We start from the raw sequence: 22,782 nt of genomic DNA, 5'->3' as shown, positions 1-22,782 counted from the left end.
CGGAAACCAGTTCGTCGAACCGCTGCGGGTCCATCCGCGCGGGCACTCGGTCAACCCCCGGGTGCCGGCCCCCGCGGATGCCGGGGCGCCGCCCCAGGCGCCTCCTCCTCCCCCGGACGCCGGAGCGCCTCCGGCCGGGGAGGCACCGCCCCCCGGGCCGGCACCCGGGGGTTGACCGAGTGCCCGCGCGGACGGACCCGGCGGTTCGACGGCGACTGAGCCGGCACCTGCAGCGGAATCGGCGGCATCGTGAGCCGCTCTTCGGGAATGTCGGGGGGCGGCACCGGCGGCTGACCGTTGATCAGCAACTGGCCCTTGGCGCTGTTGACCAGCGTGGCCCAGCCGCCGTTGCCAAGCGTCGCGCCAATGCTGCAGGCGACCTCGCGGCTCCCGGCCGTCCAGCTGGCCAGCGGCACGGTGGGGTAGATCAGCGTCAAAGTGGTGGTGCGCAACTTGACCGGAGCCAGGTAGGCGTCCGTCATCTTGGTGCACTGATCCTTGATGAAGCCGTCCTGGTCAGGCTCCGCCGGCAGCGCGCCGGGGAACTTCTCGGCCAGGTTGACCGTGCCCGTCACCTCCATCGCGTGCGGCGCGGAACACTCCACCGGGGCGTCGACCGGCTGGTTGGTGGTCGAGTCGATGCCCAGGCACGTGCCGGCCGGCCAGACCTTGGACTGGTCGACGTCGGCGATCTTGCCCTTGAAGGCCTGTTGCTGGTTGTTGGTCCCCGGCAGCTGAAGACCGCAGAGCATGCGGCGCTCGCCGGACTGGCGCCAGGCCCGGTCCCCTGGCCACAGCAGGCTGACGGTGAACTTGCTGTTGGGATCGAACTTGGGACCCAGGTAGTTGCGCACCGCGGACTCGCACTGCTCCTGGGTGATCTGCTGGATGCGGGCGGGCGACGGGGGAGCCGCGTTGGGGCCGTACTCGGAGCCCGGGAACGTCCGCATGTCGATCGATTCGGCGACCTCGAACTTGTGGTCGTCGGTGCAGTTGACGATCTTCGCCGACTCCGGGGTGGCGTCCGGCCACATCAGGCAGTCACCGCTGGCCGCCTTGTTGAAGGCGGCGTCGCTCTTGGTTCCGGTGGTGGGCACCGGATTGCCGTCGAGATACCCGGACAACCGGCCCGCCCCGGTGCCGCCGATCGGCAGCGCGGTGACCAGGCCGGCGATCAGCAGGGCGCCCAGCGCGGTGAGCAAAAGGGCGCGCCTGGTCGCCTGGGCCTGCAGACTCCGCGGCCACCGGAAGCCGGCGTGCGGCTGTTCCGGCGCGGCGGTGGGGGCCTGCGGGGCCTCCGTCTCGGGCGCTTGCGACATCGGCTCCAGTGTGACAGGAGCGCCTGTGCGGCGTGACAAAAGTTACTGATGTGAGTCCTGGGATGACCGCGGGTGGGATGCTGTGCCACCGGCCCGGAGGCGAAAAAGTAGTCTCAGGGCCGTGATCGACCTGAAGCTGCTCCGGGAAGACCCCGACGTTGTGCGCCGCTCCCAGCTCAGCCGTGGGGAGGACCCGGCACTGGTCGACGCCCTGCTGCAGGCCGACACGGCCCGCCGGGCGGCAATCTCGTCGGCCGATGCGCTGCGTGCGGAACAGAAATCCGCCAGCAAGAGCGTGGGCTCCGCGTCCCCCGAGGAGCGCCCGGCCAGGCTGGCGCGCGCCAAGGAGCTGGCCGAGCAGGTCAAGGCCGCCGAAGCCGGGCAGGCCGAAGCGGAGGCGACGTTCGCCGCGGCACACATGGCGATCTCCAACGTCGTCATCGAGGGGGTGCCCGCCGGCGGGGAAGACGACTACCGCGTCCTCGACGTGGTGGGCGAACCGGCTGCCATCGACAACCCGAAAGACCACCTCGAGCTCGGCGAATCCCTGGGGCTCATCGACATGCAACGCGGCGCCAAGGTATCGGGCTCACGCTTCTACTTCCTGACCGGTCGGGGCGCGCTGCTGCAGCTGGGCCTGCTCCAGCTGGCGCTGCGACTGGCCGTCGACAACGGCTTCATCCCGATGATCCCGCCGGTGTTGGTGCGCCCGGAGGTGATGGCCGGCACCGGTTTCCTGGGCGCCCACGCCGACGAGATCTACCGGGTGGAGGCCGACGACCTCTACCTGGTCGGAACCTCCGAGGTGCCGCTGGCCGGCTACCACGCCGACGAGATCCTGGACCTGTCCGGCGGGCCGTTGCGCTACGCGGGCTGGTCGTCGTGCTTCCGGCGGGAGGCGGGCAGCTACGGCAAGGACACCCGCGGCATCATCCGGGTGCACCAGTTCGACAAGGTCGAGGGGTTCGTCTACTGCACCCCCGCCGAGGCCGAAGCTGAACACGAACGGCTGCTCGGCTGGCAACGCGAGATGCTGGCCCGCATCGGGGTGCCGTATCGGGTGATCGACGTCGCCGCGGGCGATCTTGGGTCGTCGGCCGCCCGCAAGTTCGACTGCGAGGCCTGGGTTCCGACGCAGGGCACCTACCGCGAGCTGACGTCGACGTCGAACTGCACCACCTTCCAGGCGCGCCGGCTGGCGACGCGCTACCGCGACGAGGGCGGCAAGCCGCAGACCGCGGCCACGCTCAACGGCACGCTGGGCACCACCCGGTGGCTGGTCGCGATCCTGGAAAACCACCAGCAGCCCGACGGCAGCGTGCGGGTGCCGGACGCGCTGGTGCCGTTCGTCGGCACCGAGCTGCTCGAGCCCGTCGGCTAAAGGCGCCGGGCGCCCGGGGTGTGCCCGAAGGCGCGCCGGTAGGTGTCGATGAAGGCGCTCGGTGTGGCCCAACCGCATTCGGTGGCCACCGATGTGACATCGCGGCGCTCGGCGAGCAGCACCAGGGCGTGCTGCAGCCGCAGCTGGGTACGCCACTGCGGGAACGTCATCGCCAGCTCATCGCGGAACAGGCGGCTCAAGGTGCGTTGGCCCACGCCGATCCGATGGCCGATCTGCTGCAACGTCAACGGTTCGCGCAGGTGGTCGGCGATCAGCGCGCACGCTTTTTGCAGCCGGCCGTCGGCGGGGGTGGGAATCCACAGCGGCTCCACGGCGCTGGTCGCCTGCAACTGATCGTGCAGCACGGCCAGCATCCGGTGGTGCTCGCCGGTGTCGGTTGCGCCGGTGCGCGAGCAGGCGATGATGAGTTCGCGCATCAACGGGTTGACCGCCAGCACGGCCGGTGAGCTAGGTCCGCGACGATAGCGGCCGGGGTCCAGCGCGACGCCGTGAAATTGCGTGTGGCCGTGGAACTTGTGTTCGTGCCAGCACCCCGCCGGTATCCAGATGGCCCGATTCGCCGGCGTGATCCAGGTTCCCGCCGGTGTGGTGACCGACACCGCACCCGAGGACGGGTAGACGATCTGGTGCACGGGGTGGCGGTGCCGCTCGATCCGGGCTCCCGGCGGTAGCGCCTGCGACGATGTCGCCGGCCCGTGATGGCCGATTCCCGACATATCACGGCAGATTATCGGAAGTCCGCAGGCAGTGGATCACCTAGCGTCACCGCTATGGCGATGAATCTCCTGCACCGGCGCCGATGTAGCTCGGCGGGCTGGGAAAAGGCCGTCGCCGAGCAGCTGTTGCCGTGGGCGTTGGAAGGCGTCGAATTGGGCGCGCGCACTGTGGAAATCGGCCCCGGGTACGGGGCCACGCTTGGGGCGCTCCTCGACCGCGCCGCCTCGCTCACCGCGGTCGAGGTCGACGCCGCGATGGCCGACCGCCTGCAGCGGCGCTACGGCGAACGCGCCCGCGTCATCCACGGCGACGGCGCCGACACCGGGCTGCCCGCCGACCACTTCACGTCGGTGGTCTGTTTCACGATGCTGCACCACGTCCCCAGCACCGAGTCGCAGGACCGCCTGTTCGCCGAGGCGTTCCGGGTGCTGCAACCGGGCGGGGTCTTCGCCGGCAGCGACGGCGTCCCCTCGATGTCGTTCCGGCTGCTCCACCTCGCCGACACCTACAACCCGATCGCTCCGAAGGACCTGCCGGGGCGGCTCGAGGCCGCGGGATTCACCGAGATCCGCACCGGCGTCAGCGGCGCTCGGCAGCGGTGGCGGGCCACCAAACCGCTGGACCGGGCGAGGGGTTAGGCGTCCACCGTCTCGCGGGCTTGTTGGTGCCGGCGCTGCCGCTCCATGGTGGCGAAATAGAAGGCGAACCCGAACGTGAAGCTGGTGAAAAGGCTGGACACAAAGAACAGCCAAGGGTGCTTCAACCCGCGGCGGTAACCGTCCACGATGGTAAACAGCGGCAGCAGAATGACATTCGCGATCGTGTAATCCTGGCTGGCGGAGTCCGCGGCGGGATTGGTGAACATCAGCCTGATGTATTCGGCCCAGCTGCCGTGCTCGCCCCACAACGGATTGGTGGACCCGTGCGAGTACTGCTGGACGTAGGTGATGTTGAAGTACCAACCCAGGACTACCGAGCCGATGCCGATGACGTAGTACAGGCATTCCAACGGGGTGAACAGCGGCCCGCCGGCCGGCCGGGCGAACACTTTCGAGTTCGAGGCGACGATCCAGCCGATGACACCGAACCCGAGCACTGCATGCACAAGAAGCGAGACCATGGGCGCAGTCTCACCCCGAAGCCAAAGTTTTGTCAATACTGACAAAAGGTTGGGTGCGGTACCTTACTTGCATGGTCAGGCCGGCGCAGACGGTGCGTAGCGAGCGCACGCGGGAGGCGTTGGTCCAGGCGGCCATGGTCCGGTTCCTCGCCCAGGGCGTCGAGGAGACGTCGGCCGAGCAGATCGCGGAGGACGCCGGGGTGTCGCTGCGGACGTTCTACCGCCACTTCAAGTCCAAGCACGATCTGCTGTTTGCCGACTACACCGGGCTGAACTGGTTTCGTGCCGCACTGGACGCCCGGCCCGCCGACGAGGCGATCATCGATTCGGTGCAGTCGGCGATCTTCTCGTTCCCCTATGACGTTGAGGCCGTGACGAAAATCGCCACACTGCGGGGCGGCGAGCTCGACCCCGGCCGCATCGTGCGGCACATGCAGGAAGTCCAGGCCGACTTCGCGAGTGTCATCGAGACGCAGCTGCACCGGCGTAGCTGTACGGCCGGCGGGACGGTGGACGGGCGGTTGCGGGCGGCGGTGATCGCGCGCTGCATCGCGGCGGGCGTCTTCGGTGCGATGGAGTTCTGGATGCTGGGCGAGGATCGGTCGCTGGGCGAGCTGGCTCGGATGTGCCACGCGGCGCTGGAGTCGCTGCGCGCGGGCATCACCGACGCCTGGACCGCCGACGGCGGATAAGAGTTTCGTCATAATTGACAAAACTTCGGCGCCGTGTCAGCCTCCTCTCGTGGAGGGCAGGAACATGACACGGTATGACGCGATAGTTATCGGTGCGGGGCACAACGGCCTGGCGGCGGCGGTGCTGCTGCAGAAGGCGGGATTGCGGACGGTGTGCCTCGATTCCAAGCTCTACGCCGGCGGGATGGCGTCCACGGTGGAGCTTTTCGACGGGTATCGGTTCGAGATCGCCGGTTCGGTGCAGTTCCCCACCTCGAAGGTGGTGGTCGACGAGCTCGGCCTGGACACCCTGCCGACGATCGACCTCGAGGTGATGTCGGTCGCGGTGCGTGGCGTCGGGGATGATCCGCTGATCCAGTACAGCGACCCGATCAAGCTGTTCACCCACCTCAACGAGGTGCACGGCGCGGACGCCGTCAACGGCATGGCGGGCCTGATGGCCTGGAGCCAGGCACCGACACGGGCGCTGGGCCGGTTCGAGGCGGGCACGCAGCCCAAGACGTATGACGAGATGTATGCCTGTGCGACAAACGAATTCGAGCGCTCGGCGATCGATGACATGCTGTTCGGGTCGGTCACCGACGTGCTGGACCGCTATCTGCCCGACCGCGAGAAGCACGGTGCGCTGCGTGGCTCGATGACCGTGCTGGCCGTCAACACCCTTTATCGCGGGCCGGAAACCCCGGGCAGCGCCGCCGCACTGGCCTTCGGGTTGGGCGTCCCCGACGGCGACACCATGCAGATGAAGAAGCTGCGCGGTGGCATCGGGGCGCTCACCGCGCACCTGGGCGAACTGCTGGAAAGCCACGGCGGCGAAGTCCGGCTGCGGACCAAGGTGACCGAGATCGTGGTGACCGACGGGCGGGTGACCGGGGTGCGCACCGAGGGCGGCGAGGAGCTGACCGCCCCGATCGTCGTCTCCGGCATTGCGCCCGATTTCACCCTCAACGAGCTGATCGACCCCGCCCTGCTGCCCGGCGACATCCGGGAGCGGTACGCCAAGACCGACCACCGCGGCAGTTACCTGCAGATGCACTTCGCGCTCGAAGAAGCGCCGGAATTCGCGGCGCCCTACGAGGCGCTCAACGATCCGGCCATGCAGGCGTCGATCGGCCTGTTCTGCACGCCCGAGGAGGTCCAGCGACAGTGGGAGGACGCCCGGCGCGGGATCGTCCCGGCCGACCCGACCGTCGTGCTGCAGATCCCCACCCAGAACGACCCCGACCTGGCGCCCGCGGGTAAGCACGCGGCCTCGGCATTCGCCTTGTGGTTCCCGATCGAGGGCGGCGCCGACTACGGCGAGGCGAAGGTCGAAATGGGTCAGCGGGTGGTCGACAAAATCACCCGGTTGGCGCCGAACTTCGAGCGCAGCATCATCCGGCACACCACCTTCACCCCCAAGCACATGGGCGTGATGTTCGGCGCCCCCGGGGGCGACTACTGCCACGGACTGCTCAACCCCGACCAGATCGGGCCGAACCGGCCCGGCCCGAAGGGCTTTCGCGGCCAGCCGATACCGATCGAGGGGTTGTACCTGGGCAGCGCCGGCTGCCACGGCGGACCGGGCATCACGTTCATCCCCGGCTATAACGCGGCCCGACAGGCGCTCGCCGACCGCACGGCCTGACGCTCGCGCCGGCGCGCCCGGCGGCACGCCGGACCAAGCGGCCCACGACGACGCGGGCTAGGCTACCCACCGAACCTCGGCACACCGGTGTTCGGCGGATTCCTCCGATACGCAATCAGCTGCCGTTCTCCACGCCGAGCCGTCGGTGCTGAAGCACGGGAGGTAGCAGTGCGCATCGGCCCATTGGAGGTCTCCACGGTCGACGAGTGGGCGCCGGCAGCCGGCACATTGTTCTCGTGGCACCCGTCGCCCGCCGCGCGCGAGAGGGCCGTCGCGGCACCGGCGAGCGCCGTGCCGCCCAGCTACGTCCAGGCCCGCCACCTGCGGAGCCTGCGCGAACAGGCCGCCCGCGGCCTGGACCATTCGCGGCTGCTGATCGCCTCGGTCGAGGTGTCGGGCCGCTGCGACCTGCGGGCCATGACCTACGTCATCAACGCGCACCTGCGCAGGCACGAGACCTACCGCAGCTGGTTCGAGTACCGCGACCCCGATCACATCGTGCGGCACACCCTCGACGACCCGGCGGACATCGAGTTCGTCCCCACCGAACACGGCGAGCTGACCAGCGCGCGGCTGCGGGAGCACATCGTGTCCACCCCCGATTCGCTGCAGTGGGATTGCTTCAGCTTCGGGGTGATTCAGCGCCCGGACCGCTTCACCTTCTACGCCAGCATCGACCACCTGCACGCCGACGGCCAGTTCGTCGGGATGGGACTCCTGGAGTTCCAGACCATGTACGCCGAGCTGACCGCGGGAAATCCGCCGGTCGAACTGCCGCCGGCCGGCAGCTATGCCGACTACTGCCTACGGCAGCGCGACTACACCGCGGCCCTGACCGTCGACTCGCCCGAGGTGCGCGCGTGGATCGACTTCGCCGCACTCAACGACGGGACGTTCCCGGCGTTCCCGCTTCCCCTCGGCGACCCGTCCGTGCCCAGCGCCGGTGACCTGCTGGGCATGACCCTGCTGGACGAGGAACAGACGCATCGATTCGAAACCGCCTGTGTGGCGGCCGGCGCCCGGTTCGTCGGCGGCATGTTCGCGTGCCTGGCTCTAGCGGTTCACGAGTTGACCGGAGCCGGAACGTATTTCGCCATCACCCCGAAAGATACCCGCAGCACCCAGGCCGACTTCACGACGCAGGGGTGGTTCACCGGGCAGATCCCGATCACCGTTCCCGTCGCCGGATCGTCGTTCAACGCCATGGCACGAAGCGCCCAGGCGTCCTTCGACTCCGGCGCGAACCTCGCGAGGGTCCCGTTCGAGCGGGTCGTGGAACTCAAGCCCTCGCTGCGCAGGCCCCCACCGTTGTTCTCACTGGTGAACTTCTTTGACGCGCAAGCCAATCCGCTGTCGATGATGACCAAGTTGTTCGAGGGCCTGACCGTCGGCGCGCACAGTGACGGCCGGGTCACCTACCCGCTCAGCACCATGGTGGGGCGGTTCGACGAAACGGCGGCGAGCGTGCTGTTTCCCGACCATCCGGAGGCTCGAAATAACGTCACCCGGTACCTGGGTGCCATAAAATCCGTCTGCGTCCGCATCGCCGACGGCGGGGCGGCGGAGCGTGCACGTAACGTCGCCGGCCGCGACCGGCAGGCGACGCACTGACGTTTGAAGCAGAATGCGGTTTTCAATGTCACTAGCGACGACTGGCCGGGACGACCCGGTGGGCGTCTTCCCCCGCCTCGGGCGCCTCGTCGCGCGCAGGCCGTGGCTGGTGATCGGCGTCTGGATCGCGCTTGCGGGCATCCTTGCGATGACCGCGCCTTCGCTGGAAGAGATCTCCCAGCAACACCCGGTCGCCATCCTGCCGACCGACGCGCCGGTGCTGGCCGCCACCCGCACCATGAACGCCGCTTTCGGCGAGGCCGGATTGCAGAGCATCGCCGTGGTGGTGCTCAGCGACGCCAAGGGCTTGACCGCGGCCGACGAAGGCACCTACCGCAAGCTCACCGAGGCCCTGCGCCGCGACACCCGAGACGTGGCGATGCTGCAGGATTTCCTGACCACGCCGCCGCTGCGTGAACTGATGACCAGCAAGGACCACCAGGCCTGGATGCTGCCCGTCGGCCTGCCCGGCGACCTGGGCTCCCCGCAATCCAAGCAGGCATACGCGCGGATGGCCGAGATCGTGCGGCAGACCGTGGCCGGGTCCACGCTGACGGCCAACCTGACCGGGCCCGCATCCACCGTCGCCGACCTGAACGTCACCGGCCAGCGCGACAGGACGCGGATCGAGCTCGCGATCATCGTGCTCTTGTTCGTCATCCTGCTCGTCATCTACCGCAACCCGGTCACGATGGTGCTGCCGCTGCTGACCATAGGCATGTCCGCGGTGGTGGCCCAGCGGTTGGTGGCCCTGGTCGGGCTGGCCGGCCTGGGCATCGCCAACCAGACCGTCATCTTCATGAGCGGGATGATGGTGGGCGCCGGGACGGATTACGCCGTCTTCCTGATCAGCCGCTACCACGACTACGTGCGCCAGGGCTTGGACTCCGACCGGGCGGTCGTCACGGCGTTGGCGTCCATCGGCAAGGTGATCGCCGCCTCGGCCGCCACCGTCGCGGTCACGTTCCTCGGAATGACCTTCACCCAGTTGGGAATTCTGCGGACCGTCGGGCCGGTGCTGGGCATCTCGGTGGCCGTCGTATTCTTCGCCGCCATCACCCTGCTCCCCGCGCTGCTGGTGCTTGCCGGGCGCCGCGGCTGGATCGCGCCGCGCGGCGATCTCAGCCGCAGCTTTTGGCGGCGGTCGGGCATCAACATCGTGCGGCGGCCCAAGGCTCACCTACTCGCCAGCGCGCTGGTGCTGGTGATCCTGGCCGGTTGCGCGGGGCTGGCCCGGTACAACTACGACGACCGCAAGGCACTGCCGGGCAACGTGGAAAGCTCGGTCGGCTACGCCGCGCTGGAAAAGCATTTCTCGACCAACCTGATCGTCCCCGAGTACTTGTTCATCTCCTCGCCGCAGGACCTGCGCACGGCGAAGGCCCTCGCCGACCTCGAGCAGATGGCGCAACGGGTCAGCCAGGTGCCGGGCGTCGCGATGGTCCGGGGCATCACCCGGCCCACCGGGCAATCGCTCGAGCAGGCCAAAACGTCATGGCAGGCCGGCGAAGTCGGCGACAAGCTGGACGCGGGTTCCAAGCAAATCGTCGACCACACCGGCGATCTCGACCGGCTGGCGGGTGGCGCCAACCTGATGGCGGGCCGGCTCGGCGACGTGCGGACCCAGGTCAATCAGGCCGTGTCCGCGGTCGGCGGCATGGTCGACGCCCTGGCGGCCCTGCAGAACATCTTCGGCGGGAACCGGGCGCTGGCCGAGCTCGATGGCGCCGAACGGCTGGTCAACGGCATGCGTTCGCTCGGCGATGCCATCGGCGCCAACGCCAACTTCGTTGCCGACAACTCTGATTGGGCCAATCCGGTGCTGGGGGCGCTGGACAACAGCCCCATGTGCAGCGCCGAGCCCGCCTGCGTCAACGCGCGCGACGAATTACAGCGGCTGGTGACGGCGCGCGACGACGGAACCCTGGGCAAGATTTCGGAGCTGGCCCGCCAGTTGCGGGCGACGCAGGCCGTGCAGACCCTCGCGGCAACGGTTTCCGGGTTGCGCCGGGCATTGTCCGCGGTCATCGGCGCGATGGGCTCGCTGGGGATGGGCAGCCCGGGCGGCATGCGGGCGAAGGTCACCTTCCTGCAGCAGGGCACCAACACGCTCGCGGACGGCAGCCGCCAATTGGCCGACGGTGTGCAGCAATTGGTCGACCAGGTCAAGAAGATGGGCTTCGGAATGGGAGAGGCGTCCGCGTTCCTGCTGTCCATGAAGAACGAGGCGACGACACCGGCGATGGCCGGCTTCTACATTCCGGCGCAGGCCTTGTCGTATGCCACCGGTGAGGGTGGCAAGCCCGGGGCGTTGCCGGGCGGAGTGCAGGGCCTGCTCGGGGGAATGACCACCGACCAGCTGAAAAGGCTTGCCGGCGCGTTCGTTTCGCCCGACGGCCATGCGATGCGGTACTTGATCCAGATCAACCTCGATCCGTTCAGCACCGCGGCGATGGACCAGGTGGACGCGATCAGGGCCGCCGCGCAGGGCGCCCAGCCGAATACCACGCTGGCCGACGCCAAGGTATCGGTGGTGGGGTTGCCCGTCGTGCTCAAGGAGACGCGCGACTACTACGATCACGATCTGCGATTCATCATCGCGATGACCATTTGCGTGGTGCTGCTGATCCTGGTCGCCTTGTTGCGCGCGGTCGTTGCGCCGCTGTATCTGATCGGGACGGTGATCGTCTCGTACATGTCGGCCCTGGGCATCGGCGTCATCGTCTTCCAACTGATCTTGGGCCAGGAATTGCATTGGAGCGTACCGGGTTTGACGTTCGTCATCCTGGTGGCGGTCGGGGCCGACTACAACATGCTGCTCATCTCCCGGCTGCGGGAGGAATCCGCGTCGGGAATGCGCTCGGGTGTCATCCGAACCGTGTCCTCGACGGGCGGGGTGATCACTGCCGCGGGCCTGATCATGGCCGCGTCGATGTACGGCCTGGTGTTCGCCAGCCTGTCCACCGTGGTCCAGGGCGGTTTCGTGCTGGGCACGGGTCTGCTGCTGGATACGTTCTTGCTGCGGACGGTGACGGTGCCCGCGATCGCCGTCCTGGTCGGGCGGGCGAACTGGTGGCGGCCATCGCTGCGGGCGGGCGTGGGTCGATGGGCGCTGCGGCGGCAGCCGGTCAAACGCAAGCCGCTGCTGCCCGACGAAGCGAAGCCACCGGCATGGACGGCCGAGCAGCTGGTCGGCTTTTCGCCGCACGACGGGCTCAGGCTCTAGCCGGCACTACTTCTTGGCTTTGACCACCGCGCGGACGAGCTTCGGCAGCAGACCCTTGCCGCCCCTGCCGAGCCCGGGCCCCGGGGCGACGATTCGGGCCAGGTTGGCCACCGCGAACGAGTTGGTGGCCAGGTTGATTCCGGCGTTCGCACCGCGGACCGGCCAGGAGACGGCGGAGATGATCGTCGGGATGTGGGCGAGGCCGTTGATCATCTGGACGGGATCGTGCGCGGGGCCCGGGTCGTAGGCCCTGTCGATCAACGGCCGCAGCGCCGCGTCGATCGGGCCGACCGCCTCCGGGGGCATGCCCGCCCCATCGACCAGCGCCCGGGCCAGCGGCAGCTCGGAGTTACGGATGAAATACGTCGTCGACGTGGCGCCCAGGCTGTTGGTCGTCCTCTTGACGTCCCACGGCGCGACGCGGGACGGGTCGGAGAACGCCGTGGCGGTGTGGCCGTAATATCCGCCGGCCGCAACGGCATTGAGGTCGGCAAGCAGATTGCCGGGGTGGTTGGGCGGGTCGGAGAACGGGTCGTACTGGCCGACGATGTTGATCGTGTCGTACTGGCTTTCCACCGGAGCCGGGACCGTGTAGTCGATGATCGGCACGTGCGTCCCCGGCCCGAACGCCTGAGAGAGCAGGTTGTTGGGGTTGCCGGCCTTGATGAACGTGAGCCGGTCCGCCGGCGGTGCGCTCGGATCGTGCGCCAGGCGCGCCTGCTCGCGGTCGAGCGCCAGCGAGCCCTGGGACAGGCCGGCCACCGAAATGGGACCTTCGGTGTTGCGGATCGCGGCGTCGAGGTTGTTCGCCCCGGTGTTCACGGAACTGTTGACGGTCGGCGAATTCAGCCCGGTGACCGGCCAGAAGCTGCCGGGATAGGGCACGACGCGCCGGACGGCGGCGGGACTGTAATAGTTCTCATCGATCTGCGGCTGCATCGCCGGATTGAAGTGATACAGCGACCTGAGCGGGCCATACGGAGAGGGTTCCGTGCCGGGCACTATCAGAGCGGTGTCGGCGGCGGCGACACCGTCATCGAAAACCGTTGTGCACGTCAGCATTCCCACGGCGACGGCCCCGGCGAGCAGTTTGTTCACGAACTCTCCTCGGGCCTGTCGGTCGAGCTATAGCAGGGATGCTACCCCGCGCCGGCGCCGGTCAGCCCGAGGACGAGCATGAAGCAACCGCCGGCCGCGACCAAGACGGCGACGTCGCGGTGACCGCGGGATCGCAGCCAGGTTTGCAGCGCGGCCATGAAGGCTCGCGTCTTTTGCGGCGCGGCCAGGTAACCGATCAGGGGGATCTCGGCCACGGTGAACGCCACCAGGTTGAAGGCCAGCAGGGCCTGAACCTGGGCGACCGGGGCGGCATGCGAGGCCAGGATGGCCGCCATCGAGCCCATGTAGTTCGCCGACGGCAACGACGCGCCCATCCCGCTGACCGCTGCCACGCTGAGGGAGTCGCCGCGCAAAAACACGCGTGCGCGGTCGGCCAGCCGCTGCCGGCTGCTCGGCGCCGCCCGATCCAGCAGGACAACGCCTCCGCCGCCGCCGGCCACCGCGTCGGCGGGGCGAGCGAGGCTGCGCAGTGACCAACTCGTGAACAACACGAGCGCGATCAGCAAAGCGACCACTCCGGAAGCGATCTGGACCTCCGCGACGCTCAGGTGGCCCACGACCGGCGCGGCCCGCAGGACGAAGAGCACCACGAGACCCGCGCCGACCCCCAAGGCGAATCCCCCGCACAAGAACACCAGCAGCTGCAAGAGCGGGCGCCGCCTGCTGAGCAGGAGGATCACCAAGCCGAGCCGTATCGGTTCGAAGATCACCGAGCCGGCCAACACCAGCACGGTGATCCACATGCTGGGCAACCGTACCGGACGCGGCCCGGGTCCGTCCGGAAACCCGCCCGGCCAACACCGTCCGCCGCTGGACGCCCGTGGAGACGGCGAATTTCGGTGCCTTGCGTTCAGGCGGGCGTAATTCAGGCGTAACGCCCGGCGGGGTTTCACAGCGCGGCTCTCAGCCCAAGCGGTTATGCTGAGGTTTCCCGCAGCTGCACTTGCGGCTGGAGAAATCCTGGGGGCGGCCGGACCTGCCGGTTCGGTGCCCGCCGTTATTTGGTGTCCACCAAAGGGTTTCGTGGCGGAGCGTGACCACGTTCAGTCGCGGCCAGCAGCGGGCGCGCTGGCAGCTCGGCTCCGTGGCGTCAGCGCGGACGGTAGGCTGCCGGAAGCATCGCTTGGTGTGCCGCTCAGCTTGGGCTATGCCGAGCCGAATAGCGCGGAGGTGCAGGGTTTTCAGTGTTTGGCATAACGACACTCCGGGACTGGACACCGCAAGCAAGCCCCGTCGTCTGCTGGCATGCTTCCCCCGCAGCGAAGGCGAAAGCCGCAGAAGCGCCGGTCAGCCCGGTGCCGCCCAGCTACCAGCAAACCCAACATCTTCGGCGCTACCGCGATCACGCCGCGCGGGGCCTGGACATGTCGCGGTTGATGATCTTCACCTGGGACGTCCCGGGCCGCTGTGACATCCGCGCGATGAATTACGCGATCAACGCGCACATCCGTCGACACGATACGTACCACAGCTGGTTCGAATACCGCGATGCGCACGATATCGTGCGGCACACGATCGCCGACCCGGCCGACATCGAACTCGTCCCGATGGAGCATGGGCGACTGACGCCGGAGGAGTTGCGCGAGCACATCTCCACCCCGCATCCGCTGCAGTGGGACTGCTTCTTCTTCGGGGTGGTGCAGGGCGACGGTCACTTCACCTTCTACGCGAGCATCGCCCACCTGTGCGTCGACCCGATGATCGTCGGCGTCCTGTTCACGGAGATCCACCTGATGTACGCGGCTCTGGTCGGCGGCGACGCACCCGTCGACCTCCCGGATGCCGGACGGTACGGCGATTACTGCGTCCGGCAGCGGGAGGAGATGGACGCGTTGACGGCCGACTCCCCCGAGGTGCGCGCGTGGATGGATTTCGCCGCCGGCAACGGTGGAACGCTGCCGTACTTTCCGCTGCCCCTCGGCGACCTCGCGGTGCCCTACGCCGGAAAGCTCGTGACCGAGACGCTGCTGGACGAGCGGCAGACGGAGCGGTTCGAGCGGGCCTGCGTCGCCGCGGGCGCTCGGTTCAGCGGCGGGGTGTTCGGTTGCGCCGGCCTCACGCACCGTCACTTGACCGGCGCTGACTCGTTTTCCGTGGTGACCACCACCGATACGCGCAGGACGCCGACGGAATTGATGACGACGGGCTGGTTCACCGGTTTAGTTCCGGTCACCGTCGGCGTCGGCGCAGGTCTTTTCGAGGACGCGGCGTGCTCCGCGCAAACGTCCTTCGACTCGGGCATCGAATTGGCGATCGTGCCGTTCGACCGGGTGCTGGAGCTGGCGCCCCCGGAGGCCGGGCTGGGCAGGCCACGGCCCGGCAACTTCGTGATGTCTTTCCTGGACGCGAGCATCGCCCCGCTGTCGTCGGTTGCCAACTCCGACTTGAACTTTCGAATCTACGATGAGGGCAGGGTCTCCCACCAGGTCTCCCTGTGGGTGATTCGCCTCCAGCACGAGACCAAGGTGACGGTGCTGTTCCCCGACAACCTGGTCGCCCGCGAATCGGTGGTCCGCTACATCGACGCGATGAAGTCGGCTTACGTCCGGGTCGCGGACGGCAGGCGCAGCCAGCCGTTTGCGCACGCGCGCACGCCGCTATCCGCGCTGACTTAGCAACTCGTCCAGGAGCGCGGTGAACTCTTCCGGCCGCGCCGGTGTGAAGGCGGGCCTGGGCCGAATCCCCGGCACGTCCAACGTGATCAATGTCGATTTGAATGGTCTGCCAACGTCCAGCGGCAGCCAGCGGCGGAAGTCGGAGCTGCCCCAGATCCGGAATCGTTGCGTGAACAGCCCCAGCCCCTCAGCCTTGTATCCCCGGACGGTGTCCAGCGCGATGACTTTCGAGGTGCCGGAAGGAAAGTGGTAGCGGCGCAACGTGATCGCCGCACGGTCCAGCTGGACCAGGCCGTCGTCGTAGGACTGGCCGCTCATGCCCGTGAACTTCGCAGCTGGTGGCCCCGCGCGGTCAGGCAGTGCCCGTCGTCCAATCGCCACTGCCAGCCATGCAGGTTGCAGGTCAACGTGTTGCCCTCGACCACACCGAATTTCGACAGGTCGGCCTTCAGGTGCGGGCAGCGGCGCTGGATTTCCCAGCCGTCCAGCGTGACCGACGACGAATCGTCGTGCGTCTCGGCGAACCACCCGTCGGCGTAGGCGATCCGTTCGTCGGTCAGGCATTTGAAGAACGTGTACAGGTATTCGTTGTAGCCGCCGACGCGCCACGCCCGGAAGCGGGTGGACAAGAAGATGGTGTTGACCCAGTCCGGTTCCCGGTCGCGCAGCACGGTGCGGACCAGCTCCGGCGCGATGGCAAACCCGTAGCGGAACTTCTCGTCGGGAACGGGTTCGCGCACCGCACGTTTCGGGAAGTCGAGGACGACGGTCTCCGGCCCGATCACCAGTTCGACGGGATAGCCGATCCCGTCGCAGATCTCGTCGCTCTGCGACATGATCGGCTCGAACAGTGCGCGTAGCTGCTCGAGTAGTGGCTCTCCGGCGGCGGGGGCCCAGCTCGCCCGCTCCGCGGCCACGACGGGCGCCATCCGCTGGGCGTAGTCGGCGATGTAGCGCTGTTTCTCGGTGGTGAAGATCGCCTCGAGTTCGTCGTCGGGCAGCGGGTGGCGCAGCGAGTTCAAGGCGGCACCGGCGAAGTCCGCGGTGGAGCCGGGGATCATCAGCAGGCCACCGTCGTGGCCGTGGCTGCGCATCTGATCCAGGAACACCATCTGGTCCGGAAAGATGTTGGCCGCATCGCCGTGGTCGTCGTTGAGTTGACGCAGCTCGGGGTCCAGGAAGCAGGGCGGCCCCGCCGACGGGATGACCCACGTCGCGCCCACCTGGGCGATGTACTGGCGGGCCCGGTCCATCTGCCGCTGCCGCTTCTGGACACCGAACGACTCCTTGGCGCGGGCCGGCATGTCGTAGACCATCGGGTACCAGATCGCGCCGGAGTACTGCAGCATGTGCACGTCGATGCGCCCGAACGCCGATCCCAGCAAGTCCAGGTCGACCGGCCGGGCGTCGTTCATGTTGAAAGCCGTTGTCTCGCCGTCGGAAACCACCAGAGCGGAATCACCGAGCGGGCCGTCGGCCGGCGCCCGCAGGGCGATGATCATGACGTCGAGGTCGCCCTTCGGGCCGCCGACCCGGTGCTTGACCGAGTTGGTGGTCTCGAAGAACCGGTGAAAACCCAGCTCTTGCAGCGCGTTTCGCAGGTCGGGGACCGGGAAGTCGGGCAGCAACACCACCGCGTCCTTGTTGACGTGCTCGGCCAGATTCTTGGGGTCGAAGTGGTCCTTGTGCAGGTGCGAGACATACAGGTAATCGCAGTCGCCCAGCCTGTCCCAGTCCAGCCCGCTGTTGTCGGGGAACGGGAACCACGACGCGAAGTACGCGGGATTGACCCAGGGGTCGCAGAGGATGCGGCCCGCGGGCGTCTCGATCAGAAATCCGGCGTGACCTACGCTGGTGACCTGCACAAACACCTTCCTGGGTCCATGGCGGCCCCATGGCCGGGTAACGGTTTTCCAGCCCCCGAGCTTAGCGCGAGGTGGCATCGTCGGCCTGCCACGGCCGTGGGTGGAAGTCGATGCGTTCCGGATCCGGCTCGACTCCGTCGCGCGAAGATTCCGCGCCCCGGCCCCGGGTCGGGAAAACTCCAGCCCGGCGACCGGCGCTCCGTTCGCCGGCAAAGTCGCCGGTGCCGGCGTCGACGACCGTGACGAACTCCGTGCCGGCGGCTTCGGGGCCGATCCCGACGGTGACGCCCCCGGTTTCGTCGACCCAGACGGCGTGCTCCGCACCACCGGCGGCAAACCTGCGGCCGAGCGCGGGCATCGGAACGGGCCATGCCGCGCAGGTCAACGGGCCGCCTCTTCTCGGCACTTCGGGTGACTCACAGCCGGGAGCACTAGGCTGATCAGCTGTGGAACCGGTATACGGGACTGTCATTCAGCTTGCCCGCTTGACTTGGCGATTACAGGGTCTCAAGATCACCGTCGCGGGCGTCGAAAACCTGCCCAAGAGCGGCGGCGCTGTCATCGCCATCAACCACACCGGCTACCTCGACTTCACTTTCGCGGGTCTGCCCGCCTACCAGCAGGGTTTTGGCCGCAAGGTGCGGTTCATGGCCAAGCAGGAAGTGTTCGACCACAAGATCACCGGGCCGATCATGCGCAGCCTGCGGCACATCTCGGTGAACCGGCAGGACGGTGCCGCCTCCTACGAGGAGGCGGTCAGAAATCTCAAGGACGGTGAGCTGGTCGGCGTCTATCCGGAGGCCACCATCAGCCGCAGCTTCGAGATCAAGGAATTCAAGTCGGGGGCGGCCCGGATGGCGGTCGAGGCGGGGGTGCCGATCGTTCCGGTGATCGTCTGGGGCGCGCAGCGCATCTGGACCAAGGGCCACCCCAAGAAGTTGCTGCGCCCGAAGGTGCCGATCATCGTGCTCGTCGGTGAGCCGATCGCACCGACTCTGGGCGTCGAGGAATTGAAGGGGCTGTTGCACTCGCGGATGCAGCACCTGCTGGAGCGGGCCCAGGAAATGTACGGGCCGCATCCGGCCGGTGAGTTCTGGGTGCCGCGCCGATTGGGCGGCAGCGCCCCCTCGCTGGCCGAAGCCGCCCGGATGGACGCCGAGGAGGCGGCCGCCCGCGCGGCGCGCCGGGCTCGTCCCGCGGGAGCGCCGGAGTAGCGATCGATGGTGGAGCCCGTCTTCCGCACGCTCGAGATCCTGGCTCGGCTGGTGGTCGTCGCCACCGACACCCGGATCTCTTACGGAGGCGAGGAACACATCCCCGACACCGGTGGCGCCGTGATCGCGATCAACCACACCAGCTACGTCGACTTCCTGCCCGCCGCGCTGGCCGTGCATCGCCGGGGTCGCCGGCTCAGGTTCATGATCAAGGCCGAGATGCAGCAGGTGAAGATCGTCAACTTCCTGATCAAGCACACCCGGACCATCCCGGTGGACCGGGGAGCGGGGGCGGGCGCCTACGCGGTGGCCGTGCAGCGGCTTCGCGAGGGCGAGCTGGTCGGGGTCTACCCGGAGGCCACCATCAGCCGCAGTTTCGAGCTCAAGGAATTCAAGTCGGGCGCCGCCCGGATGGCGATCGAAGCGGACGTCCCGATCATCCCGCTGATCGTCTGGGGTGCGCACCGGATCTGGACCAAGGACCACCCGCGCAACGTGGGCCGCGCCAAGGTGCCGGTTAATGTGCAGGTGGGCGTGCCGGTGCGGGTGGCCGAAGACATCGCGCGGACCGACGCCGCGCTGCGCGAGTCGATGACCGCACTGCTACACCACGTCCAAGAGGATTACCCGCACGAACCCGGGGCGTATTGGACGCCGCGCCGGCTGGGCGGCGGGGCGCCGACCATGGCGGAGGCGGCCCGGATGGAGGCGGACGAGGCCGCGGCACGGGCCGCGGGCCGCAGTGGACGGCCGTCGCGGTAGGCGAAGGAGAAGACATGCCCGAGGGGTTTTACCGGTTGTGCGAGTGGATCGTGCCGCCGATGGTCGCGATGCAGGGAACCAAGTTCACGTATCGCGGCCTGGACAACATCCCCGAGCGGGGCGGCGCCCTGCTGGCCCAGAACCACACCAGCTACCTCGACTGGCTGCCGACGCTCCTCGCCGTGCGCGAACGGCGCCGGCGCGCCTACTTCATGATCAAGGCGGAGATGGCCGACGTGAAGGCGGTCAACTACGTGATCAACCACGCTCGGCTGATCCCGGTGGACCGCAGGAGCGGGCACGACGCGCTCGAGGTGGCGGTACAACGCCTGCGGGAGGGCGAGCTCATCGGGATGCACCCCGAAGCCACGATCAGTCGCAGCTTCGAGCTTCGCGAGTTCAAGACCGGCGCGGCCCGGATGGCGCTGGACGCCCGGGTGCCGATCGTGCCGATCATCGTCTGGGGTGCGCATCGGATTTGGCCCAAGGATCATCCGAAGAAGGTGTGGCGCAACAAGGTTCCGATCACGGTCGCCGCGGGGCGGCCGCTGCCGCCGAAGGGCACGCCCGAGCAGCTCAACGCGGTGCTGCGCGGGGCGCTGAACGAGTTGCTGTACCGGGTGCAGGAGAACTACCCGCATCCCGAAGGCGAGTTCTGGGTGCCGCGACGGCTCGGCGGCGCCGCGCCCACCCAGGAGGATTCGCGGGCGATCCGCCTGTCGGAGTTGCAGGCGCGGATGCAGAAGTACGGCACCGACGGTGTGACCCGACCGGGACAGAACCAGAGCGGCGTCCATTGATCAGACTGGCGAGCTGCGAAGGCGGACCGTCCCGATGACCTTGCCGGCGCTCATAGCCTGCGACGTCGACGGCACCCTGTTCGACGACAACGAGGCCATCACCCCGCGCACCCGCGATGCCGTGCGCGCGGCCGTCGCCGCCGGCGCGACGTTCGTCGTCGCGACCGGCCGCCCGCCGCGGTGGATACGGCCCGTCGTCGACGCGCTCGGCTTCGCGCCGATCGCGGTGTGCGCCAACGGTGCCGTCATCTACGACCCTTCGGCCGACCGGGTGATGTCGACGCGCACGCTGCCCGTCGACACCCTGGCGGAGCTGGCGGAGCTGGCGACGCGCGTCATCCCGGGCGCGGGCCTGGCCGTCGAGCGCATCGGCGAGCGCGCGCACGACACGGCGACCCCCCAGTTCATCAGCTCGCCCGGCTACGAGCACGCCTGGCTGAACCCGGACAACACCGAGGTGTCGATCGAAGACCTGCTCAGCGCGCCGGCGATCAAGCTGCTGATCCGCCGCAGCGGGGCCCGCAGTGCCGACATGGCGGCCGAACTGGCCAAGCATGTCGGCCTCGAGGGCGACATCACCTACTCCACCAACAACGGCCTCGTGGAGATCGTGCCGCTGGGCACCAGCAAGGCCACCGGTGTGGACGAAATCGCCAGGCCCCTGCAGATCACCAGCGGGGAGGTGGTGGCGTTCGGCGACATGCCCAACGACCTGCCGATGCTGCGCTGGGCCGGTCATGGGGTGGCGATGGGCAACGCTCACCCCGACGTGCTCGCCGCGGCGGACGAGGTCACCGCCGCCAACAACGACGACGGGGTGGGCCGGGTGCTGGAACGCTGGTGGCTCTGACGCGGCTGGTCGGCTAGGTCGCGGACGGGTGCGCGGGCAGCGAGAAATGCTCGGGTGCGACGGTCGGACCACTCGGCGATTGCGTCGCGAGCGGAGTCGTGATCCCCTCCGCGACCTCGGTGACGTTTCCGGTGAGCCGCTCGTAGTTCAGCGTGCCGTGTTGGAAGTTCTGCGTGATCTGTAGCGGCTCTTGGATTTCCGCGCTGGTCGGCAAGCCGAGCGGACCGCGTTCGTAGCTCAGCGAGGCCCAGGCATCGTAGATCGCGCCCGTGACGGGCTGGGCGCCGGTTTCGGGCGACCAGTACATCGCACCCCGGGCGAACGTCACGTACCGCGCGTCACCCTCCGCGCTGTCTTCCGGGGACGTCGGCGCGCCCAGCACGCTGTTCATGCCACCGATCGCCTGCCAGTGGTCATAGATCGTGCCGCCCTGCAGCGCCTTGATCAATTCCTCCGGGGGGTCGTTGAAATGCGAAGCGACGTCGCGCACTTCGTCCATGAGCGCATAGGCGGCGTTGCCCGGGCAATCGGTGTTGCCGACGTCGCGGTGGGTGAAGATGGTCGGCAGCGTCGCGACCGAACCGGCCGCGAAGGTGGTGTAGTGGCTGCCCGCCGACTCCAATGCCACCGTGCCCTTGGGGTCGACGCCGTCCAGGCCCAGCCGCCAGCCGAGCAGCCGGCCCAAGGTGCGCAGCTGGATCGGGGTCGGAGGTACGTCGTCGAAATTGCCGATCATCGCCACACCCCAGGTGTTGCGGTTGAACCCGCCGGTGTGGAAGGCCTCGACCGCTTTGGTGAGCCCGCCGGCACTGCCCTCGAAGACCTGGCCGTACTTGTCGACCAGGGCGTTGTAGGCGATGTCGCACCAGCCCAGGGTCTTGCTGTGATAGGTGTAGATGGCTTTGACGATCCCGGCCGATTCCAGCGGCGAATAGTCGTTGCTGCCCGCGGTGTGGTGCACGACGGCGGCGCGAATCCCATTGTCGTACTGCGGGCTACCGCATCGCAGCGACTCATCGGCGCCCCACTCCGCCCGGCTGATGATGGCGGGCGCCTGGCCGGGCATCAAGACGCCCGACGGCGGCGTCCATTGTTTCTTCGGCGGCGCTTGCGGCGGGGAGATGAGGATGGCGGAGATGTTCTGCCCGAAGGGTTGTTCCCGCGACGCCGGCTTGTAGCCGAGGCCGGTGTCGGTGGCGGGCGTGGGCGGTCCCTGGGTCACCGGCGCATCGATCGGACGGGTGACCGCGATCTGGACGGTCGTGGTGGTGCCGACGAACACCGGGTCGGTGCCCCGGGGTCCCTCGAGTGACCCGGCCGCCGTGGCCCCGTCGGGCGCCGCGGTCTCGTACTCGGTCTGATACCAGGGCCCCCACGAACCGTCCGGGTGTTTCGCCCGCACCCGGGTCGACGTGCCGGCCAGGTCGCCGGTGAGCGCGACGAGTGAAAACGGGGTCGCCTGGCTGATGTCGCGAACTGTCACGCCGCCGCCCAGTCCGATCAGAGGCTGTTCGGCCAGCTGGGTGTCGTGGGCGGGTGGCGGGCCGGCGGTGCCGCGATCGCGCGTTGCGTCCGCCACCCAGGAGACGATGACGACAGTCGCCGCGATGGCGGTGAGCAGCGTCGTCGGCCCGCGGCTAGGAGACACCAGGTGATGTTACTTGTGTTTCTAATGTTAATGATGAGACGACACGAATTGGGCGGCGGGAATCTGGACAAAATCGACGGCACCGCAGAAAACATTCTGCGGTGCCGTCTGGTTGAAGGGTTCCCGCGCTCGGCGGGGGCGCGGCCAGCACTCCGGGCCTGGCCAGCCCAGGCCTGGGCACGCCGGGCCTGGGGA

Annotated in this window: 20 protein-coding genes; 11 read left to right on the top strand and 9 right to left on the bottom strand. The window is 68.3% G+C overall.

Annotation, left to right across the window (positions count from 1 at the left end; translation table 11 throughout):
* Positions 1–50: 50 nt before the first annotated feature.
* Positions 51–1,319: a septum formation family protein gene (locus A5692_RS13015; RefSeq protein WP_197514445.1), complete on the bottom strand. Its 1,269-nt coding sequence runs from the start codon at positions 1,317–1,319 to the stop codon at positions 51–53.
* A 121-nt stretch (positions 1,320–1,440) separates the two neighbouring features.
* On the opposite strand from A5692_RS13015, the gene serS reads away from it, so the two are divergent.
* The gene (gene serS / locus A5692_RS13010; RefSeq protein WP_068056568.1) at positions 1,441–2,700 is read left to right on the top strand and encodes a serine--tRNA ligase; all 1,260 of its coding nucleotides are present in this window, start codon (positions 1,441–1,443) and stop codon (positions 2,698–2,700) included.
* Here the strand turns inward: serS and A5692_RS13005 are convergent.
* Entirely contained in the window at positions 2,697–3,437 is a 741-nt protein-coding gene (locus A5692_RS13005; RefSeq protein WP_068056566.1) for a helix-turn-helix domain-containing protein, read from the bottom strand. The genes serS and A5692_RS13005 overlap by 4 nt on opposite strands.
* 54 nt (positions 3,438–3,491) lie before the next feature.
* Here A5692_RS13005 and A5692_RS13000 point away from each other — a divergent pair, with 54 nt between their 5' ends.
* Positions 3,492–4,076, top strand: coding sequence for a class I SAM-dependent methyltransferase (locus tag A5692_RS13000; protein WP_068056564.1), 585 nt, complete (start codon positions 3,492–3,494; stop codon positions 4,074–4,076).
* Here A5692_RS13000 and A5692_RS12995 read toward each other — a convergent pair.
* Positions 4,073–4,558 carry a DUF2834 domain-containing protein gene (locus tag A5692_RS12995; protein ID WP_068056562.1) on the bottom strand — a complete coding sequence of 162 codons (486 nt, stop codon included), beginning with the start codon at positions 4,556–4,558 and terminating at the stop codon, positions 4,073–4,075. The genes A5692_RS13000 and A5692_RS12995 overlap by 4 nt on opposite strands.
* 71 nt (positions 4,559–4,629) lie before the next feature.
* On the opposite strand from A5692_RS12995, the gene A5692_RS12990 reads away from it, so the two are divergent.
* The 4 genes from A5692_RS12990 (at position 4,630) to A5692_RS12975 (ending at position 11,714) form a co-directional block, all read left to right on the top strand.
* Positions 4,630–5,250 (top strand): TetR/AcrR family transcriptional regulator, encoded by a 621-nt coding sequence (locus A5692_RS12990; protein WP_068056560.1) that lies wholly within the window; start codon positions 4,630–4,632, stop codon positions 5,248–5,250.
* 64 nt (positions 5,251–5,314) lie between these two features.
* The gene (locus tag A5692_RS12985; RefSeq protein WP_068056576.1) at positions 5,315–6,877 is read left to right on the top strand and encodes an NAD(P)/FAD-dependent oxidoreductase; all 1,563 of its coding nucleotides are present in this window, start codon (positions 5,315–5,317) and stop codon (positions 6,875–6,877) included.
* Positions 6,878–7,045: 168 nt separating this feature from the next.
* Positions 7,046–8,488 carry a condensation domain-containing protein gene (locus A5692_RS12980; RefSeq protein ID WP_068056558.1) on the top strand — a complete coding sequence of 481 codons (1,443 nt, stop codon included), beginning with the start codon at positions 7,046–7,048 and terminating at the stop codon, positions 8,486–8,488.
* 25 nt (positions 8,489–8,513) lie between these two features.
* The gene (locus A5692_RS12975; RefSeq protein ID WP_082962649.1) at positions 8,514–11,714 is read left to right on the top strand and encodes an RND family transporter; all 3,201 of its coding nucleotides are present in this window, start codon (positions 8,514–8,516) and stop codon (positions 11,712–11,714) included.
* 6 nt (positions 11,715–11,720) lie between these two features.
* Here A5692_RS12975 and A5692_RS12970 read toward each other — a convergent pair whose 3' ends face one another.
* Together A5692_RS12970 and A5692_RS12965 are read right to left on the bottom strand one after the other, a co-directional pair.
* Positions 11,721–12,812: a PE-PPE domain-containing protein gene (locus A5692_RS12970; RefSeq protein WP_068056556.1), complete on the bottom strand. Its 1,092-nt coding sequence runs from the start codon at positions 12,810–12,812 to the stop codon at positions 11,721–11,723.
* A gap of 41 nt (positions 12,813–12,853) precedes the next feature.
* Entirely contained in the window at positions 12,854–13,576 is a 723-nt protein-coding gene (locus A5692_RS12965) for a GAP family protein (protein ID WP_068056554.1), read from the bottom strand.
* Positions 13,577–14,017: 441 nt separating this feature from the next.
* On the opposite strand from A5692_RS12965, the gene A5692_RS12960 reads away from it, so the two are divergent.
* The gene (locus tag A5692_RS12960; protein ID WP_068056552.1) at positions 14,018–15,448 is read left to right on the top strand and encodes a condensation domain-containing protein; all 1,431 of its coding nucleotides are present in this window, start codon (positions 14,018–14,020) and stop codon (positions 15,446–15,448) included.
* On the opposite strand, the gene A5692_RS12955 is transcribed toward A5692_RS12960, so the two are convergent.
* The 3 genes from A5692_RS12955 to A5692_RS12945 form a co-directional block, all read right to left on the bottom strand.
* Positions 15,431–15,766, bottom strand: coding sequence for a hypothetical protein (locus A5692_RS12955; RefSeq protein ID WP_068056550.1), 336 nt, complete (start codon positions 15,764–15,766; stop codon positions 15,431–15,433). The two genes, A5692_RS12960 and A5692_RS12955, sit on opposite strands and share 18 nt — an antisense overlap.
* The gene (locus A5692_RS12950) at positions 15,763–17,313 is read right to left on the bottom strand and encodes an MBL fold metallo-hydrolase (RefSeq protein WP_068056572.1); all 1,551 of its coding nucleotides are present in this window, start codon (positions 17,311–17,313) and stop codon (positions 15,763–15,765) included. Before A5692_RS12950 ends, A5692_RS12955 begins: the two co-directional genes overlap by 4 nt.
* A 61-nt stretch (positions 17,314–17,374) precedes the next feature.
* Positions 17,375–17,671: a hypothetical protein gene (locus A5692_RS12945; RefSeq protein ID WP_068056548.1), complete on the bottom strand. Its 297-nt coding sequence runs from the start codon at positions 17,669–17,671 to the stop codon at positions 17,375–17,377.
* A gap of 88 nt (positions 17,672–17,759) precedes the next feature.
* Between A5692_RS12945 and A5692_RS12940 the strand changes: the two genes are divergently transcribed.
* Genes A5692_RS12940 through A5692_RS12925 form a run of 4 tightly spaced genes read left to right on the top strand, consistent with a single transcriptional unit; the run spans position 17,760 to position 20,939 of the window.
* Positions 17,760–18,527 carry a 1-acyl-sn-glycerol-3-phosphate acyltransferase gene (locus A5692_RS12940; protein WP_068056546.1) on the top strand — a complete coding sequence of 256 codons (768 nt, stop codon included), beginning with the start codon at positions 17,760–17,762 and terminating at the stop codon, positions 18,525–18,527.
* 6 nt (positions 18,528–18,533) lie between these two features.
* The gene (locus A5692_RS12935; RefSeq protein WP_068056544.1) at positions 18,534–19,289 is read left to right on the top strand and encodes a 1-acyl-sn-glycerol-3-phosphate acyltransferase; all 756 of its coding nucleotides are present in this window, start codon (positions 18,534–18,536) and stop codon (positions 19,287–19,289) included.
* Between the two features lie 14 nt (positions 19,290–19,303).
* Complete coding sequence (locus A5692_RS12930) at positions 19,304–20,089, top strand: 1-acyl-sn-glycerol-3-phosphate acyltransferase (protein ID WP_068056542.1); 786 nt, start codon at positions 19,304–19,306, stop codon at positions 20,087–20,089.
* A 34-nt stretch (positions 20,090–20,123) separates the two neighbouring features.
* Positions 20,124–20,939: a Cof-type HAD-IIB family hydrolase gene (locus A5692_RS12925; RefSeq protein ID WP_068056540.1), complete on the top strand. Its 816-nt coding sequence runs from the start codon at positions 20,124–20,126 to the stop codon at positions 20,937–20,939.
* Positions 20,940–20,952: 13 nt separating this feature from the next.
* On the opposite strand, the gene A5692_RS12920 is transcribed toward A5692_RS12925, so the two are convergent.
* On the bottom strand, positions 20,953–22,587 hold the full coding sequence (locus tag A5692_RS12920; RefSeq protein WP_197514444.1) for an LGFP repeat-containing protein: 1,635 nt from the start codon (positions 22,585–22,587) through the stop codon (positions 20,953–20,955).
* Positions 22,588–22,782 lie beyond the last annotated feature (195 nt).

The sequence above is a fragment of the Mycobacterium sp. E342 genome, assembly GCF_001667665.1.
Lineage (GTDB): Bacteria > Actinomycetota > Actinomycetes > Mycobacteriales > Mycobacteriaceae > Mycobacterium.
The sequence above is the reverse complement of the archived record's forward strand: the minus strand, read 5'-3'. Positions and strand labels throughout refer to the sequence as shown.